We start from the raw sequence: 16,259 nt of genomic DNA, 5'->3' as shown, positions 1-16,259 counted from the left end.
TTTTATTCACCCCATTTTTGCGTACTGTTTCGTACAATTAATTTAGGTTTAATTTTCAGGTCATAATAATCTTTTTTACCCTCAATCATATTGATTATTGCTTTTGCTGCTTCCCTACCTAAAGCCTCCTTTGGATGAGCAACAGTCGTAAGCTTTGGTTCAGAAGCTAAAGCAAGCTCCGAATCATCAAAGCTTACTAAAGATATATTTTCAGGGACTTTTAAATCTTTTTCCCTTAAGAGATCAATAATTTTTAGTGCTATTTGATCATTATAGCAGACAAGAGCCGTACACTGCGACAGCAAATTTTCCAGTTGAACGTTATTGCTCCTGAATTTTGTCTCCAGATTATCAGTCTCGAACCACATTATTCTGGAATCTGAAATTGGAAGTCCGGCTTCTGCATGAGCCTTCTGGAATCCGGAAAATCTGAAATGGCCTTGTATATCATCCATTTTAAAAATGCCGGCGATCCTCTTATGGTCGAGTCCAATCAAATGTTTTGTAGCTATATAGCCGGCTTCAACATCGTCTTCGACAATATAGGAGTAGTTAAGCTCCCTATAGCAGCCGTGGATAAACAGTATCGGTATATGAAGTTCGGTAAATTTTTTATACAGGCCGATATTAGGATTTGGCAGTGCGCTCTTGGTGGGTTCGACAATAATGCCGCATATATTTTGATTCAGAAGGTTTTCAAGGCATAAGCCCTCTTTCTGATGCTGGTTATAAGTGCAATTTAAAATCATATTATATCCGTTTACAGAGAGAATGCTATCTATTCCTCTAATTATTGAAGGAAAAATATAGTCGTTGATATAAGTAGTTACTACCGCTATTGTCCTGGATTTTTCACGATCTTTATCCGACGTCGTACGACCGCTCACAAATGTGCCTTTCCCCTGGACTCTATAAAGCCAGCCTTCGTTTGCAAGGTCACCAAGGGCTTGCCTTACAGTGTTTCTGCTGATGCCGAATGTTTTTGCCAGCTCATTTTCAGAATATAACTTTTCGTCGGCATCAATTTTACCGGATTTTATTGTTTCAATAACATAATCAATCAATTTTTGATATTTTGGTTTTTCAATCTTTGCCATGTATGTTACACCTGCTTATGCATTAAATATGGATAGATTAACATTTATAATAATTATAGCATCATAAAATTGTATGAACAAGTATATTTGAGAAAACATTTTCATTTATAAATATTTATAATTTTATTGAAATATCATATAAAAAAGATTAAAATAGGGCTGTAATGTATGGACAATATATTATAAACTGCATATCTATTATCACACTTGTACGTACATTATTTATTTTGATGGGGAGGAATTAGCATGCCGAAAATAATCATCAATACCGATATCAAAAAGGGAAAAATAAACAAAAACATTTACGGTAATTTTTCTGAACACTTGGGAAGGTGCATTTATGGAGGCTTCTGGGTAGGCAAAGACTCGGACATACCAAATATAGACGGAATAAGAAAGGATGTAGTCGAGGCTCTGAGGAAGATCAATATTCCGGTTTTAAGATGGCCGGGAGGATGCTTTGCAGATGAATATCACTGGAAAAATGGGATAGGTGATTATAAAACCAGACCTGAAATGGTAAATGTTCACTGGGGCGGAGTAACGGAGAACAATCATTTTGGAACTCATGAATTTCTTGAATTATGCGAGCTTTTAGGCGCGGAGCCATATATATGCGGGAATGTTGGAAGCGGAACAGTTCGGGAAATGAGAGAGTGGATTGAATACATGACATTCGATGGTAAATCTCCATTGGCCGACTTAAGGGCAAAAAACGGAAGGGGTAAGCCGTGGAAGCTTAAATATTTCGGAGTAGGCAATGAAAACTGGGGTTGTGGCGGCAATATGCGCCCGGAGTATTATGCAGACCTTTTCCGCAGGTATTCGTCATATGTAAGAAACTTCGGCTCAAATAAAATATTCAAGATAGCGTGCGGTCCAAGCGCTGATGACTATAACTGGACGCAGGTCCTTATGAAACAGGCAGGCAGATTCATGGATGGATTAAGTTTGCATTACTATACTGTACCTGGAGATTCATGGGGCCATAAGGGATCGGCTACAAAGTTCAATGAAAATGATTGGTTTGTTACGATGAAAAAAGCTTACAAGATGGATGAACTTATAACAAGGCATTCCACTATCATGGATGTATATGATCCTCAAAAGAGAGTAGCGCTGGTTGTAGACGAATGGGGGACATGGTTTGATGTCGAGCCTGGAACCAATCCGGGATTTTTGTACCAGCAGAATACCATGAGAGATGCTTTAGTTGCCGGAATACATTTTAATATATTCAATAAACATTGTGATAGAGTAAGAATGGCCAATATTGCCCAGACGATAAACGTACTTCAGTCTGTAATACTTACGGAAGGGGATAAGATAGTACTTACGCCGACATATCATGTATTTGATATGTATAAAGTTCATCAGGATGCTGAATTGCTTTCGTTATATATGCAGTCTCCCGAATATGAATATGGAAATGACAGCATACCGCAGCTCTCCGCAACGGCTTCTTCCGATGAGGATGGAAAGATTCATATTTCGATATGCAATTTGAATCCGGAAAAAGCGGCTCCTGTTGAGTGTGAATTAAGGGGAAAAGCAAAAACTGAAGCGTCGGTAAATGGAACAATTTTGACTGCAGACAGCATGAATGCCCACAATACATTTGAAAATCCGGATAAAGTCGTGCCGGCATCATTTAACGATGTAAGCGTAGAAAATAACACGCTGAGGTTATCGATCCCTGCTATGTCGATTGTCACACTTGAAATAAAATAATCATGGAACATTTAAGGGATTGCAGAGGTTGCAACTTAAGCGTCAGAGTTTCTCCAGAGGATATAGAAAAAATGGTCGATGAAATTATAAGCAGCAAAAATTTCAATATAATATCCGGGGAGGAATATACAAAAAGGCTTGAGCAGTGCAAATGCTGTAAGTACATGGAATATGATACGACTTGCAGCCAATGCGGATGCATTGTACAGATCAGGGCATTGTTGAAGGATAAGGATTGTCCTTATCCTTCAACATCCAGATGGCGGTAAATATATAAAAATACTGAAGCTTCATGGCACAACTTCGATTCGCAATATGAAATCAGGTATAAATAGGCTTATGTTATTTTGAGCAACGAATGAGTGCTCAAAATAACATAAGCTCATATTACGAATCGAAGATAACACAAATAAAATATACTTACATGATGGCTTGGACTTTATTATTTTAGGGAGGTGATTACAGTGGATTTATTGTCTTTGAAAGTGGAAGATATGGCAGGCATACATTTTGACTGCTCGTGCGGCCGCAGCCATAGTGTGGAGATTAAGGACATAAAAATTGGAAGCGGAGTAATAAATGAAATTGAACATATCCTGAGTAAATTTGATGTTAAGCGCATCTTCATTGTCGAAGATAGAAACACATATAAAGCAGCCGGTAAAATCGTCGAGGAGAAGTTAAACAAGAAATTTGGCATAACTAAATTGGTATTTGAAGATGAGCGCCTTGTGCCGGATGAGAAAGCGCTTGGGAGAATGATTATCGGGATTCCGCACGATGCTGAGCTTATTCTGGCCATAGGTTCCGGAACCATAAATGATCTGTGCAGGTTTTTAAGCTATAAAACAGGTATTCCGTATGCAATCGTATGTACGGCTCCTTCCATGGACGGGTATGCTTCCGTAGTGTCCCCATTGATAATAAATGGAGTCAAAACGACATTGGATGCAGTATATCCGCAAGCGATCATAGCCGATATCGATATTTTAAGGGAAGCACCGATGAAGATGCTTCAGTCCGGATTAGGGGATATTCTGGGCAAATATACAGCCTTAGCTGACTGGAACTTGTCCAGGATTTTAAATGGTGAGTATTTCTGCGATACAATAGCGCAAGTGACGATGAAGGCTTTACGAAATTGCATAAAGTATTCAAAGGGAATACCCGAAAGGGACAGCAAAGCCATTGAAAGCATAACAGAAGCATTGATTCTTTCCGGAATAGCTATTGGAATGTGTAAAACTTCAAGGCCGGCATCGGGAGGAGAGCATCATCTGTCCCATTGCTGGGAGAACATCTTTATGAATGAAGGCAAAATTCCCGAGTATTTGCATGGGAACAATGTAGGAGTAGGCGTCGGGATTATTATTGAGGCTTATAAATATGCGGGCGGTCTTGATATACAAAAAATATATTCACAGGGAGAATACAGGCATTTCAGCAGGGATAAATGGATTAAAAATCTTAACGAAGTTTATGGCAGGACGGCACCAAAAATCATCAAAGAAAAGGAAGGCTATATTTGTTTTGATGAGACCGAAAGAGAAGAAAACGTTAAAAATATAGTGAATAAATGGGATAAAGTAAAGAAACTTTGTGACTCAAATTTGCCGGATGCTGATTATGTAAGAAATGTATTGAAAGATGTGGGCGCTGTTTACAAACCCTCGGAATTAGGCCTCGATAAGGAACTTTTTAAAAAAAGTTTTATCGCAGCCAAAGATATAAGAAAACGCTATGGTATTTTGCAGCTTTTGGAGGACATTGGGAAGATAGAAGAAGCCGCTGGGATTATTGCTGACAAGTATTATGATTAGGTCCGATGGGGAAAATATTTTTTATATAATATTTCGTTATCTGCTCTGCCACGATCATTTTACTACATAGGGAGGCAAAAACCATATGTTAAGGGAAATGGATAGGCTTTTTGGGAAAAAACAGAATAGTCTTATGAAACAGTATGTTTTACTTGTATTAATAATATTCTTTGTTTTAATTGTTTCATTTATTATTACAAATGATGTTGCAGACTATTCGAGTATGAAAGAGTCAAGAGAATCCAGTAAAGTTATTTTTCGACAAGCAGAGGATCAGGCGGCACTTTATGAAGAAGATATTAATAATATGTATAGCAATATTATATATAATGAATCAGTGATATCGTTTTTGAAAGCGTCTGATTATCCTACTAGAGCTGAATATTTAGATAATTTTTACCTGATGGTTGGAAGTAACCGTAGGATAAATAAGGATCTAGTTAATGTTGCATTGTATGACACAGATGATAACCTTATTGCATCCAAAGGAGATATATTTATCCCAAAACCTGAATTCCTTAAACATCAGAAATTAGTTAGTTACTCCGGGAGGATAAATGATCAAGGCGTAAACTATTTTATAACAGAAATGCTGGTATATGAATATAAAAAAGAAAGTTGTGACTATATTGGAACAGTCGTTTTATTGTTTGATGTTAAAAATTTACAGGAGATTTTAGACAAATCCTTGATTAATAAAGAAGCAACTATAGCGATTTTGGATCAAAACGGGAATGTGCTAGTTAAGGCAGGAGCATGGAAAAAGGAATATTGTTCTATAACAGAACGTGAAAAGCAGAAAGCTGATGAAATTGTTTACAATAAGCGATTGGAAAAATGTCAATGGAATTTAGTGAATGTGATTCCCAGAAAATCTTTAATACATGGGATAAGTCAAATGAAGAGATTGAACTATATGACTTACATGGCTGTTATTATCATATCTATTTTTATGTGTTTTATGGTATATAAGCGAATCATTCGGCCAATCAGACTGCAGGCAGCTTTTATGGCAAGATATACAAAAGATACCAACCAGCGTATTAACGTTTTAGAGCACAATGAAATTGGCGAAATGGCGGAAAAGATGAACCAGATGTTGGATGATATTGAGCGGCTTAATGCCAAAATTATGGAATCACAAAAAAAGTATCTGCAATTGGAGTATGCAAAGAAACAGTCAGAATTGATTGCTTATAAGAGTCAGATTAATCCGCATTTTTTATATAACATGTTTGAATGCCTTCGTGGTATGGCATTATACCATGGGCAAAAGGAAATAGCTGATTTTACTCAGTTGCTTTCTCATCTTTTCCGTTATAATGTAAAAGGCGGGGAGTGGGTAACTGTCGAAGAAGTTTTGAAAAATCTTAGGGAATATGCACGGATTATAGAATTTCAGTTTATGGGGAGGTATCAATTGAATGTTACTGCAGGGAGAGAAGTGTTATCTGTAAAAATTCCCAAGATGCTTATACAGCCATTGGTGGAAAACGCTGTATTTCATGGGCTTAAGCTTAAACCTGGCAAGGGAGCTGTAGAGGTTCGCGTAGAGAAAAAGGCTGGGAGTATTGTCATTACCGTTACTGACAATGGATGCGGGATGTCTGATGCTTCTTTGCAATCGCTTCGTAAAACATTAGAAGGAGATAGTGTAAATCAGCCCCTATCATCGAAGAAACATGGTATCGGAATTTTGAACGTGTATCATAGACTCCATTTGTATTATGGAGAGAAAGCAGATTTCAGAGTGAAAAGCGAGGCCAATATAGGAACGATTATTGAACTTGTGATCCCTATAAACTAATGGAGACAAGGAGGAAAATTGTATGTATCGGGTTTTTTTGGCGGATGATGAACCATGGGTTTTGATTAGCTTGCAAAATCTGATTGACTGGAATGGATGCGGCTATACAATTTGTGGAGAGGCAGATAGTGGGAAAAGCGCATGGGAAAGGATTTTACACATTGGTCCGGACTTGATTTTATCAGACATACGTATGCCAGGTTTTAATGGCCTTAAATTGCTTGAAAAAATCCGAAATAAGAAGCTACAGACAAAAGTGATATTTATCAGTGCATATTCAGATTTTGAATATGCAAGGGCAGCAATACGGCTTGGTTGTTCAGATTATTTACTTAAACCTATTGAAGCGGAGGAACTAAAAAAGGCATTAGATAAAATAAAAGATGGATTCGATTTGAGTAAAGGCGGCAGTGAAAAAAACGGGTATATTTCTGATAATGTAATTGCTAAGGATAGTGTTTCTTTTATACAAAATAATTACCGAAATCCTATTTCTTTATCAGAACTCTCTGAAAAATACAGGTTGAGTGAATGCTATCTTAGTTCATTGATTAAGAAGAAAACTGGGAAAAGCTTTAGTGAACACATAATGGAATGCAGAATTCAAAAAGCACAGGAGCTACTTCGGACAACGAATGAGAGCATTGCTGAGATTGCTTCAGATGTCGGATATTCTGACTATTTTTATTTTATAAAGGTATACAAAAAAGTGACTGGATTAACCCCAGCTGCCTATCGAAAACAATTTTAGATAATTTCTATGACGCCAATATGAGTTCCGTACCTAAATTTCCAAGCACATAGATTTTATGAAGAAAGCTGGATATGAATAAGGAGATCGGACATTCAGCTTTTTTCTTTTTCCTCTGCAATTATTTTAGACAGATATTAAATAAATACCAAAATAAAAAAATAAGTACATGTCAATTTATATATACAATATGTATAGTTAAATAGATATATAAAGAAAAATAAAAAGATTCAGTAATAATATGTTTAAACCTGTTTTTAAAATTCTAATGGGAGGGAATAAAAAATCATGAAAGGGAAATTGATGAAAGGCTTGACGACAGTCATTACAATAGTTATGGTGATAAGCATGGTTGGCTGTGGCAGCAATAAAGGGATATCGAAAAATAGTAAAAAGGAAGTAGGTCAGGAAGATAAGATTTACTGGTTTTCAGATGTAACAGGATATGGACCAAGTGCGTGGAACACTGATAGTTCTCCTGCGCTGGATTATATTAAAAATAAGATTGGCATTACATTCAATCTTGAACAGCCTCCTACAGATGCAGATACAAAACTTGGGTTGATGATTGCTTCCAATCAGCTTCCTGATATGATATCTGTAACGGATCAGGATACGATTAAGAAACTGATAAAATCAAACAAGGTGTGGGATATGAAAAGCTTTTTTACAAAATATGACCCTGATTCTCATTTACTAAAGGATTTTCCCGAGGATGTTAAGAAAGCTTTAACCGATAGCTATGGAGGTTGGTATTCTTATCCAAGCCATATGGAATCAACAGATAACAGAAAAATTTTTCCACCGGATGATCAGGTATGGGTTGATGTAGCTCAAAAGGGAAGCAATTCATGTATCATGTTTAATAAAGAGATTATGGATGCTCTTGGTATAACACAAGCAGATGTAAGCACAGAACAAGGTTTTTTGAATGCTTGTGAAAAGGTGAAGAATTCAGGTCATAAAGTGAATGGTCAAGCAGTAATTCCATTGATATTCGATGGTAATATGTGGATAGATGCTAGCCTGGATAGTATAATAGCGTGGAATTTCGGAGCTGTTCCTGTTGATGCTGATGGGAATTATCGGCATCTTGAATTGAGCCCCGGTTATAAAAATGCACTACAGTTCATAAATAGATGTATCCAAAAGGGATATCTGGATGTAAACTCTCTTACCATCGATTCGACGGCGGTAAAGACTTATTTGGATGCTAAACGGGTATTTTGCTGGATCGGAAATCAGGCTAATGAGGCAAAAGATAATATGCCGTGGGTATCTTATGGACCAATTGTAGCAGATAATAATGCACGTCCTGCTATGCCAGTTAATAAATCTGCAGGAACAGGCTGGATTCAGACTTTGATTTCTAAAGATTGCAAAAATCCTGAGAAGCTTGCCAAATTGATAAGCTGGGCTTCCAGCCGCGAAGGGCTTTTGATCAATTATTATGGAGAAGAAAACAAGGATTATACGATTGACAAAAAAGGAATTGTTACGAAAACGGAATCCCAGACAAAGAAATTTAATGATGATTATAAAAATAATGTACTTTTATGGCCCTTTGCCAATACATCTTTTGAAAGAAATACGGAACCGGTTCCTGACCCGAAAACTAATCGTGGAGTTGAAGTTGCTTTGATGCCAGCGCTGGGCAAATATGAGAAAACATATATGTATGATCAATCCTTATTGGGCTTTTTGAACAGTAATGTCATTGAGCCTTCCAGCGATTTAGGTGTAAAGCTGTCGCAGATCAAGACATATTTAGAACAGCAGAAAGCAAAAGTAGTTACGGCCAAGTCTGATAGTGCATTTGAAAAAGAATACGCTAATATGATAAATACTTTGCAAACCTATAATATAAATGCGGTTGATAAAGAATACAATAAAGCTTTCAAAGAAAACTGTGAAAAGACAGGAGAAAAAATTGAGGATGTAAATGCATCTTTGTATAAATAATACTGATAATTGCTGACTATTTTAATGCAAAAAACATGAGTGCTGCTGCGGATGAGGCAGTTTTCGAGCGTCATTTGAATAGAGGTGTTTTTCAATGAAAAAGGATGAAAGGACAATTCAAAGTTATCGACTGGGCTATGATAAACACACACAATTTCAATTGCATTCCCTGATGCTTCCGGGAACTGTCTTGTTGATCTTGTTTAATATTGTTCCGCTATTTGGCCTGATTCTAGCTTTTAAAAATTATGATGTGACAGAGGGATTCAAGGGTGTATTTACTAGCCCATTTTATGGATTGCAGAATTTTAAGATTATCTTTGGAAATCATGATTTTCGAAGAATGCTGGTAAATACACTTGGTATTAACTTGATTGGTAATCTGATCACCATACCATTGGCGATCTTTTTCGCATTATTGATTAATGAAATTAAAAGTCAAAAATTCAAAAGCTTCGTTCAGACGGTAACTTATATGCCTCACTTCATTTCATGGGTTGTTTTCGGAGGAATTATAATGACACTGTTAAGTGGAGATGGGGGTTTCGCTAATCAAATTCTGATGAAACTGGGAATAATCGATAAACCGATTGTCTTTATGGCAGACCCCAAATATTTCTGGTGGATCGCAATTTTTTCAAACTTGTTGAAGGAGCTGGGGTGGAGTACTATCCTTTATACAGCAGCCATTGCAGGAGTTGACCAGGAACTTTATGAAGCGGCTGATTTGGATGGCGCCGGACGTTTCCGAAAAATGTGGTATATTACTTTGCCAAGTATTAAGGCAACAATTGTAATTATGGTTATTTTTGCTGTAGCCGGCATCATGAACAATAATTTTGATCAAATTTATGTTTTTCAGAATCCTTTTAATCTGGAGCGCAGTGAAGTCATTGATACCTATATTTATAAAGTAGGTTTGACACAACTACAGTTTGGCATGGCAGCAGCAGTCAATATATTCAAGTCCGTCTTAGCGATAGGTTTGCTCTTGCTGGCAAATAAATTATCTAAGAAACTGACAGATAACGGGCTGCTTTAGAATGTGAGGAGGCGACTCGAGATAGAATGAGATCGAGACGTAGAAACAGGTTCGATATATTTTTAACGATTTTGATGATATTTATTATGGTTATTACAGTCTATCCGGTATGGTATTCGGTTATTAATTCACTCAATAGCGCACAGGATATCTCTAAGAATGGATATGCACTCATTTGGATACATGACTTTTCTCTGGAAAGCTGGAAGGCAGTCTTAAATAATGCTGATATTATAAAAGCTTTTGGAATTACTTGTGCAAGGACTGTCATTGTTACGGTTATGCAGACATTGATTACGGCCATGTTTGCCTATGGATTTTCAAGGAGTAATTTGGTAGGCAAAAAATTTTATACCATAATTGGATTTATCAGCATGTATCTAAATGGAGGAGTGATTGCTTATTTTATCCTGTTTAATGCGCTGCATATTTATAATTCTTTTTGGGTTTATATCATTCCCTGCCTATTCGGAGGATTTTATAATGTCATTATCTTTAATGCTAATTTCAAGACGATACCCAATGCCTTATTCGAATCTGCGAAGATGGATGGGGCAGGAGAATATTTTATATTCTTTAAAATAGTGATCCCTCTTTCCAAACCCGTAATCAGTGCTCTTGGAATCTTTACGGCAGTATTTATGTGGAATGATTATACGCAGACCTTATATTATACTAAGTCGACGGCAATACAGACGTTATCTTATTATACGCTTTCAATTACAAAATCAAGCGAATTTGCTGCAAAGCTGGGCAGTACTCTGTCAAGTGGGACATCTTCTATATTGACAACGCTTTCTAATAGTGCTGCTAACTACAAAACTATTGAGCTTGCATGCATGGTACTTTCGGCCATTCCCTTGATCGTGGCATATCCGTTTGCGCAAAAATTTTTTGAAAAAGGTGTTATGATCGGTTCTATAAAAGGGTGAAAGGAAACCTAGGATTTTATTTAAAAGATGAAGAAAAGACACATAAGACCGAATGGAAAAAACAATCTGGAAATCTGAGAGAAAAAATAAACATCTGAATTTGATGTTAAGAGAGAATGGTTATAAAAGTGAATAGTATAAAATCTGTCTCAAAGGGAGAATGGCTATGATGGGATATGATAAGGGAAGATGCTTCTATATAGATGATAGGAATGGAAATGATTTCAATATAGGACTTTCTAAAGAACAAGCATGGAAAAGCCTAAATAACGTAAATAGTTATACATTTTTGCCTGGAGACATAATAAGATTTCGATCTGGCGGAGCATGGTATGGGATGTTAGCTCCTAAAGGTTCGGGAGAAAAATATAATCCAATAATTATGGAGTCCTATGGAGATGGGAATAAGCCGGTAATAAATGGAGAAGGTACATATGCTGCACTTCTTTTAAAGGGAATAAGTTACTGGATCGTCCAGGGATTATCCTTTACAAATCACAGTAATGAGCGTACTATTCGTCAGGGTATCTGCATATGCGGTAGTGCTACTGGAATTACTCAGGGAATTTTGATCGAAAGCTGTGAAATAAGTAATGTAACAGGAGAAAATAGGAGAAACCTGGGAGTATATAGGAATATGTATTGGAATTCGGGGATCTATATAACAATGGATGGAAGGTCTTCAAGTACAAACCATTTGCATGATATTATCATAAGCAATAATTATGTACATGATGTGCTAACTAGTGGAATTAGGGTAAACCAGCAGGAGGACTTCATAAATGATATACATCATACGCATGTGGTAATACGGAATAACCTGATTGAAAGAACTGGAAGTGATGGAATAATCGTGGCTAATTCTATTTCCCCGTTAATTGATGGGAACCGTTGCCTTGATGCAGGTGCTTTGGGCACTTTGGAAGATACGCACCTTATTGCGGGTATTTGGGTATGTGCCACTGAAAATGCTTTGATTCAGTATAATGAAGTAGCTAGAACAAGGCTATTTGAAAATGATGGAACGGCATTTGATACCGATTGGGGAACTAGTGGGGATACTATCTTTCAGTATAATTATAGCCATGATAATCAAGGAGGTTTCTGGCTTGATTGTATGGGACTTAATTATAACAAAAATTGTAGTTCAACAATTCTGCGTTATAATATTAGTATCGATGATAAAAGGTGCTTAGTACAGGATGATCAAAAAATTGTCGCCGAATTCTATGGAAATCTTTTTGTAAATAATAAAAGTGCTCTTCAAATATGTTGCCATAAAGATGGAGAGTCCCATTATTTTCATGAAAATATTTTTGCATTTAAGGAAAGTCCGGTAAAAGGATGGCAGAGTTCGCATTTTAATGGGAATTGGTACGGAAATATGAAAAACTTGCCTTACGATCCGTTAGCCATAAGAAAGTTGCCGTTTTCCATAGAAGATGTCAGTCCAAAAGATGGAATGGAATGGTGTGGGTCTGTATGGGGTAAACTGTGTAATTTGACAAAACCGGTACAAAATAGCCAAAGGACTATATGACTGTTTAAGTGGCTAAATATATATTTATTTATTGCTTTCATCAAATAAAAATGATAAAATTCGGCTTTTATATTTTAAAATATGCAACAAAGTTGAGCTTTACTGTGTTTATGATATAAAAGAGCAGATTTACATGGCTCTTCAGGAGATTTTCTAAAATTTAATATATGTCAATTGTATTGGAGGGAATATGGGTTGTCAGATATGAGAAGTAAAAATTGTGTTGATGCATATAGGGAACAACTTAAAATACCAACATATTTAGTAGATAAACCCGAAAAGATGCCGATGTTTTTTGAGTTAAGAAATAATCAAGGAACTAGAGGAAATATTTATCCACTTCCAATGACCGATAAAATAACAGATGAAAAAGTTGTTAAAACTTATGATGCAATTAAAATTGAGAATAAATATATAAAAACTATAGTGCTCCCAGAACTTGGAGGAAGAATTTATGAGGGATTTGATAAAGTAAATAATTATAATTTTGTATATCATAATAATGTGATAAAACCACAATTAATAGGGCTATGTGGTCCATGGATTTCGGGTGGAATTGAATTTAATTGGCCTCAGCATCATAGGCCTACAACGTTTATGCCTGTAGATTCGACAATAGAGCAAAACCCTGATGGAAGTAAAACAGTTTGGGTTGGCGAAATAGAACCATTATATGGGACAAAGGGTATGGCAGGTATTACAATATATCCAGATAGATCCTATTTACAGGCAAAAATTAAAATTTATAATAGAACTCCTTATGTACAGACCTTTCATTGGTGGTCAAATCTTGCAGTACATGTGAATGATGACTATAGAGTTATCTTTCCTTCTGATATAGATTATATAACTTATCATAACAAGCTTAACGTGTCAGAGTTCCCAGAGGTAAAAGGTATATTCGCAGGGATTGATTTTGGTAGTGGCACTGATATTACCTGGTATAAAAATATTCACGCTCCTGCTTCGTTTTTTATTTTTAACTCCAATTATGATTTTATGGCGGGATATGATTACTCAAAAAATTCTGGTACTGTACACATTGCTGATAGAAACACATCACCAGGAAAAAAGTTTTTTACATGGGGTAATGGTGAGTTTGGCGATGTCTGGCAGAAAAACCTTACAGATAAAGATGGTCCATATATAGAGATAATGACTGGTCAATATACAGATAATCAGCCTGATTTTTCATGGTTACAACCATATGAAACAAAGACATTTAATGACTATTGGTATCCATTAAAAGATATGCCTTATCTTAAGAATGCTAATATAGAAGGTGCTGTAAGTATTGATATTGATGGAACTATAGTAAAATTAGCATTTAATTCCACATGTGAAAGAAAAGATGTTCATTTTGTCTTAAAAAATAAAGATCATGTTATTAGAGAAGGAACATTTGACATATCCCCTGAGATGCCATTCAAATATGATATAGATTTACATAAAGAGATATCATGGGATGATTTATTTATCGGATTATATAACAGTTCAGGTAAAGAAATTATTTCGTATAAGAAATTACCGAAATTCTTCGAAGATAAGCAACCTCCTAAAGCTACTGAAGCAGCAAAAGATCCAGAACAAATTAAAACAGTAGATGAACTATATTTAAATGGTCTACATATTGAACAGTATAAGCATCCTACTTATGATCCAGATCCATATTATCTTGAGGGATTAAAACGTGATCCTGGTGATTATCGCTGTAATAATGCTATGGGTATTAGGGAATATAAAAGAGCAAATTTTTATCTTGCAAAAGAATATTTTCAAAAGTCTATAAATCGATTAATTATGAGGAATTATAATCCATATGATGGGGAACCATATTACAATTTAGGCATAACGTTAAGACAGTTAGGAGAGGATAATGCCGCGCTTAATGCGTTTCAAAAAGCTTCATGGAATTATTGCTGGCGGTCAGCTGCTATGCATCAGTCGGCAGAGATTGAGGCGAGATATGGCAACTATAATTTAGCATTGAATTATATAGAGATTTGTTTGAATACTAATATATGGAGCGTTAAGTCAAGGGATCTAAAATCAGCGGTGCTTAGAAGACTAGGCAGATTTTCGGAGGCATTAGAATTATGTAAGGAAACAAATTCATATGATAAATTGGATTATGGCTCAAGATATGAACTGTATTTAATACAATGTGCATTAAATGAAACAAAAAAGGCTGAGGATACTCTTGAAAATTTAAAGTTCATTTTAAACGGGAAGATTTCTTCATATATCGGGTTAGCAGCAGATTATATAAACGCAGGTTTTTACAGTGAAGCCCAGAGTGTACTTGAAAAATGTAATAATGATTTCCCGATGAAGCATTATTATTTAGGTTATATTTATAGGATACAAAATTCTATTGAAAAATCTTTAAATGAATTTGAAATAGCAGATAGACTTTGTATGGACTATTGCTTCCCAAATAAAATCATAGAATTTACTATACTGAGAAGTGCAATAAAATTTGCGCCTGAAAGTTCAAGAGCGTATTATTATCTTGGAAATATGTATTATGCTCGTGGCAACGTTGACAAAGGAATTAAATGCTGGGAAAATGCGAAAAAAATTGATTGTAAAATCGCTATAGTTCATAGAAATTTAGCTATTGCTTATTTTGAAAAAAGAAATGATGTAATAGGTGCAGTTTCAGAGATGGAAAAAGCTTTTAAATTGGATGGTTGCAATTCAAGATTTCTTTTAGAACTTCTGCAAGTTTATAAAGTTGCAAAATGTTCTTTTGAAACCAGATTGAAATTGCTTGAGGATAATATAAACCTGGTGGATGAAAGAGATGATTTGTATACTCAATATATTACACTTTTAATATCTACGGGCAATGTGCAAGGTGCGGTAGAAAAGCTAAAAAACCATATATTTCATCCGTATGAAGGTGGAGAGGGAATACTACCCAAACTGCATATTCTTTCTTATGTTATTCTTGGATATAAAGCTTTTAGATGCAATAGATATAAGGAAGCATTATCTATATTTAAAAAGGCCCTAGATTATCCATCAAATTACAATGAAGGTCGTAAATATCATGCTCGTGAAGGCCATGTGTACTATTATATTGCATCTGTATATGAATCGATAGGCGATATTGATAACTATAAAGCATGTTTGCAAAAAATAATAAATGAGACATCTGATATTGATGAAGCAGAATATTTTAAAGGTCTGGCATATCGGAAGTTAGGAGAGGAAACAGAAGCACAGAAAGTCTATATGAAAATGATTGATATTTGTGAGAATGAACTTAGGAGTAGTTGCCGTTATAAATATTTTGAAGCTTTTCCAGTAGGTTTACCCTTTGAACAGGATATGCGACGATTAAATCAAATAAAATATACTGTTGGTGCATTATATGGTTATGTAGGACTTGGCAATAAGAATAAAGTTACGGAGAAGTATAATAAATTATTGGAGATTACTGATGAACTGCCATGGCCTAAAATTATAGTAAGTGGAATGTATTAAATATAGAAAGTTATTCTAGGGATGATAACTTTTTATATTAATGTCTTTTTGTGGCTATTTTTTGATTAAAAAGTTTAAAAATATA

11 protein-coding genes are annotated in these 16,259 nt (G+C 35.5%); 10 read left to right on the top strand and 1 reads right to left on the bottom strand.

What is annotated here, in order from left to right; all coding sequences use genetic code 11:
* Nucleotides 1-2: 2 nt before the first annotated feature.
* Nucleotides 3-1,097 carry a GntR family transcriptional regulator gene (locus tag QME45_01295; GenBank protein ID MDI6617295.1) on the bottom strand — a complete coding sequence of 365 codons (1,095 nt, stop codon included), beginning with the start codon at nt 1,095-1,097 and terminating at the stop codon, nt 3-5.
* Between the two features lie 246 nt (nt 1,098-1,343).
* Here QME45_01295 and QME45_01290 point away from each other — a divergent pair, with 246 nt between their 5' ends.
* The 10 genes from QME45_01290 to QME45_01245 all read left to right on the top strand — a co-directional run bounded on the left by QME45_01290 (nt 1,344) and on the right by QME45_01245 (nt 16,174).
* Nucleotides 1,344-2,828 (top strand): alpha-N-arabinofuranosidase, encoded by a 1,485-nt coding sequence (locus QME45_01290; GenBank protein ID MDI6617294.1) that lies wholly within the window; start codon nt 1,344-1,346, stop codon nt 2,826-2,828.
* A gap of 2 nt (nt 2,829-2,830) precedes the next feature.
* Nucleotides 2,831-3,097 (top strand): DUF6171 family protein, encoded by a 267-nt coding sequence (locus QME45_01285; GenBank protein ID MDI6617293.1) that lies wholly within the window; start codon nt 2,831-2,833, stop codon nt 3,095-3,097.
* A gap of 195 nt (nt 3,098-3,292) precedes the next feature.
* Complete coding sequence (locus QME45_01280; GenBank protein MDI6617292.1) at nt 3,293-4,648, top strand: sn-glycerol-1-phosphate dehydrogenase; 1,356 nt, start codon at nt 3,293-3,295, stop codon at nt 4,646-4,648.
* An 85-nt stretch (nt 4,649-4,733) separates the two neighbouring features.
* Nucleotides 4,734-6,455 carry a histidine kinase gene (locus QME45_01275; protein ID MDI6617291.1) on the top strand — a complete coding sequence of 574 codons (1,722 nt, stop codon included), beginning with the start codon at nt 4,734-4,736 and terminating at the stop codon, nt 6,453-6,455.
* A 22-nt stretch (nt 6,456-6,477) separates the two neighbouring features.
* Entirely contained in the window at nt 6,478-7,206 is a 729-nt protein-coding gene (locus QME45_01270; protein MDI6617290.1) for a response regulator, read from the top strand.
* A gap of 288 nt (nt 7,207-7,494) precedes the next feature.
* A complete protein-coding gene (locus QME45_01265) occupies nt 7,495-9,168 on the top strand; it encodes a hypothetical protein (GenBank protein ID MDI6617289.1) in 1,674 nt (557 codons plus the stop codon).
* A 94-nt stretch (nt 9,169-9,262) separates the two neighbouring features.
* Nucleotides 9,263-10,210, top strand: coding sequence for an ABC transporter permease subunit (locus QME45_01260; GenBank protein MDI6617288.1), 948 nt, complete (start codon nt 9,263-9,265; stop codon nt 10,208-10,210).
* A 26-nt stretch (nt 10,211-10,236) separates the two neighbouring features.
* On the top strand, nt 10,237-11,142 hold the full coding sequence (locus tag QME45_01255) for a carbohydrate ABC transporter permease (GenBank protein ID MDI6617287.1): 906 nt from the start codon (nt 10,237-10,239) through the stop codon (nt 11,140-11,142).
* 166 nt (nt 11,143-11,308) lie between these two features.
* Nucleotides 11,309-12,682 carry a right-handed parallel beta-helix repeat-containing protein gene (locus QME45_01250; GenBank protein MDI6617286.1) on the top strand — a complete coding sequence of 458 codons (1,374 nt, stop codon included), beginning with the start codon at nt 11,309-11,311 and terminating at the stop codon, nt 12,680-12,682.
* Between the two features lie 204 nt (nt 12,683-12,886).
* Complete coding sequence (locus QME45_01245; protein ID MDI6617285.1) at nt 12,887-16,174, top strand: DUF5107 domain-containing protein; 3,288 nt, start codon at nt 12,887-12,889, stop codon at nt 16,172-16,174.
* Nucleotides 16,175-16,259: the final 85 nt, after the last annotated feature.

The organism is Clostridiales bacterium (assembly GCA_030016385.1).
Taxonomy (GTDB): Bacteria; Bacillota; Clostridia; order Clostridiales; family Oxobacteraceae; genus JASEJN01.
The sequence above is the reverse complement of the archived record's forward strand: the minus strand, read 5'-3'. Positions and strand labels throughout refer to the sequence as shown.

Coding starts and splice junctions, on each gene's coding strand:
- QME45_01295 (MDI6617295.1), bottom strand. CDS start 1,097: ATGGCAAAGATTGAAAAACCAAAATATCAAAAATTGATTGATTATGTT.
- QME45_01290 (MDI6617294.1), top strand. CDS start 1,344: ATGCCGAAAATAATCATCAATACCGATATCAAAAAGGGAAAAATAAAC.
- QME45_01285 (MDI6617293.1), top strand. CDS start 2,831: ATGGAACATTTAAGGGATTGCAGAGGTTGCAACTTAAGCGTCAGAGTT.
- QME45_01275 (MDI6617291.1), top strand. CDS start 4,734: ATGTTAAGGGAAATGGATAGGCTTTTTGGGAAAAAACAGAATAGTCTT.
- QME45_01270 (MDI6617290.1), top strand. CDS start 6,478: ATGTATCGGGTTTTTTTGGCGGATGATGAACCATGGGTTTTGATTAGC.
- QME45_01265 (MDI6617289.1), top strand. CDS start 7,495: ATGAAAGGGAAATTGATGAAAGGCTTGACGACAGTCATTACAATAGTT.
- QME45_01260 (MDI6617288.1), top strand. CDS start 9,263: ATGAAAAAGGATGAAAGGACAATTCAAAGTTATCGACTGGGCTATGAT.
- QME45_01255 (MDI6617287.1), top strand. CDS start 10,237: ATGAGATCGAGACGTAGAAACAGGTTCGATATATTTTTAACGATTTTG.
- QME45_01250 (MDI6617286.1), top strand. CDS start 11,309: ATGATGGGATATGATAAGGGAAGATGCTTCTATATAGATGATAGGAAT.
- QME45_01245 (MDI6617285.1), top strand. CDS start 12,887: ATGAGAAGTAAAAATTGTGTTGATGCATATAGGGAACAACTTAAAATA.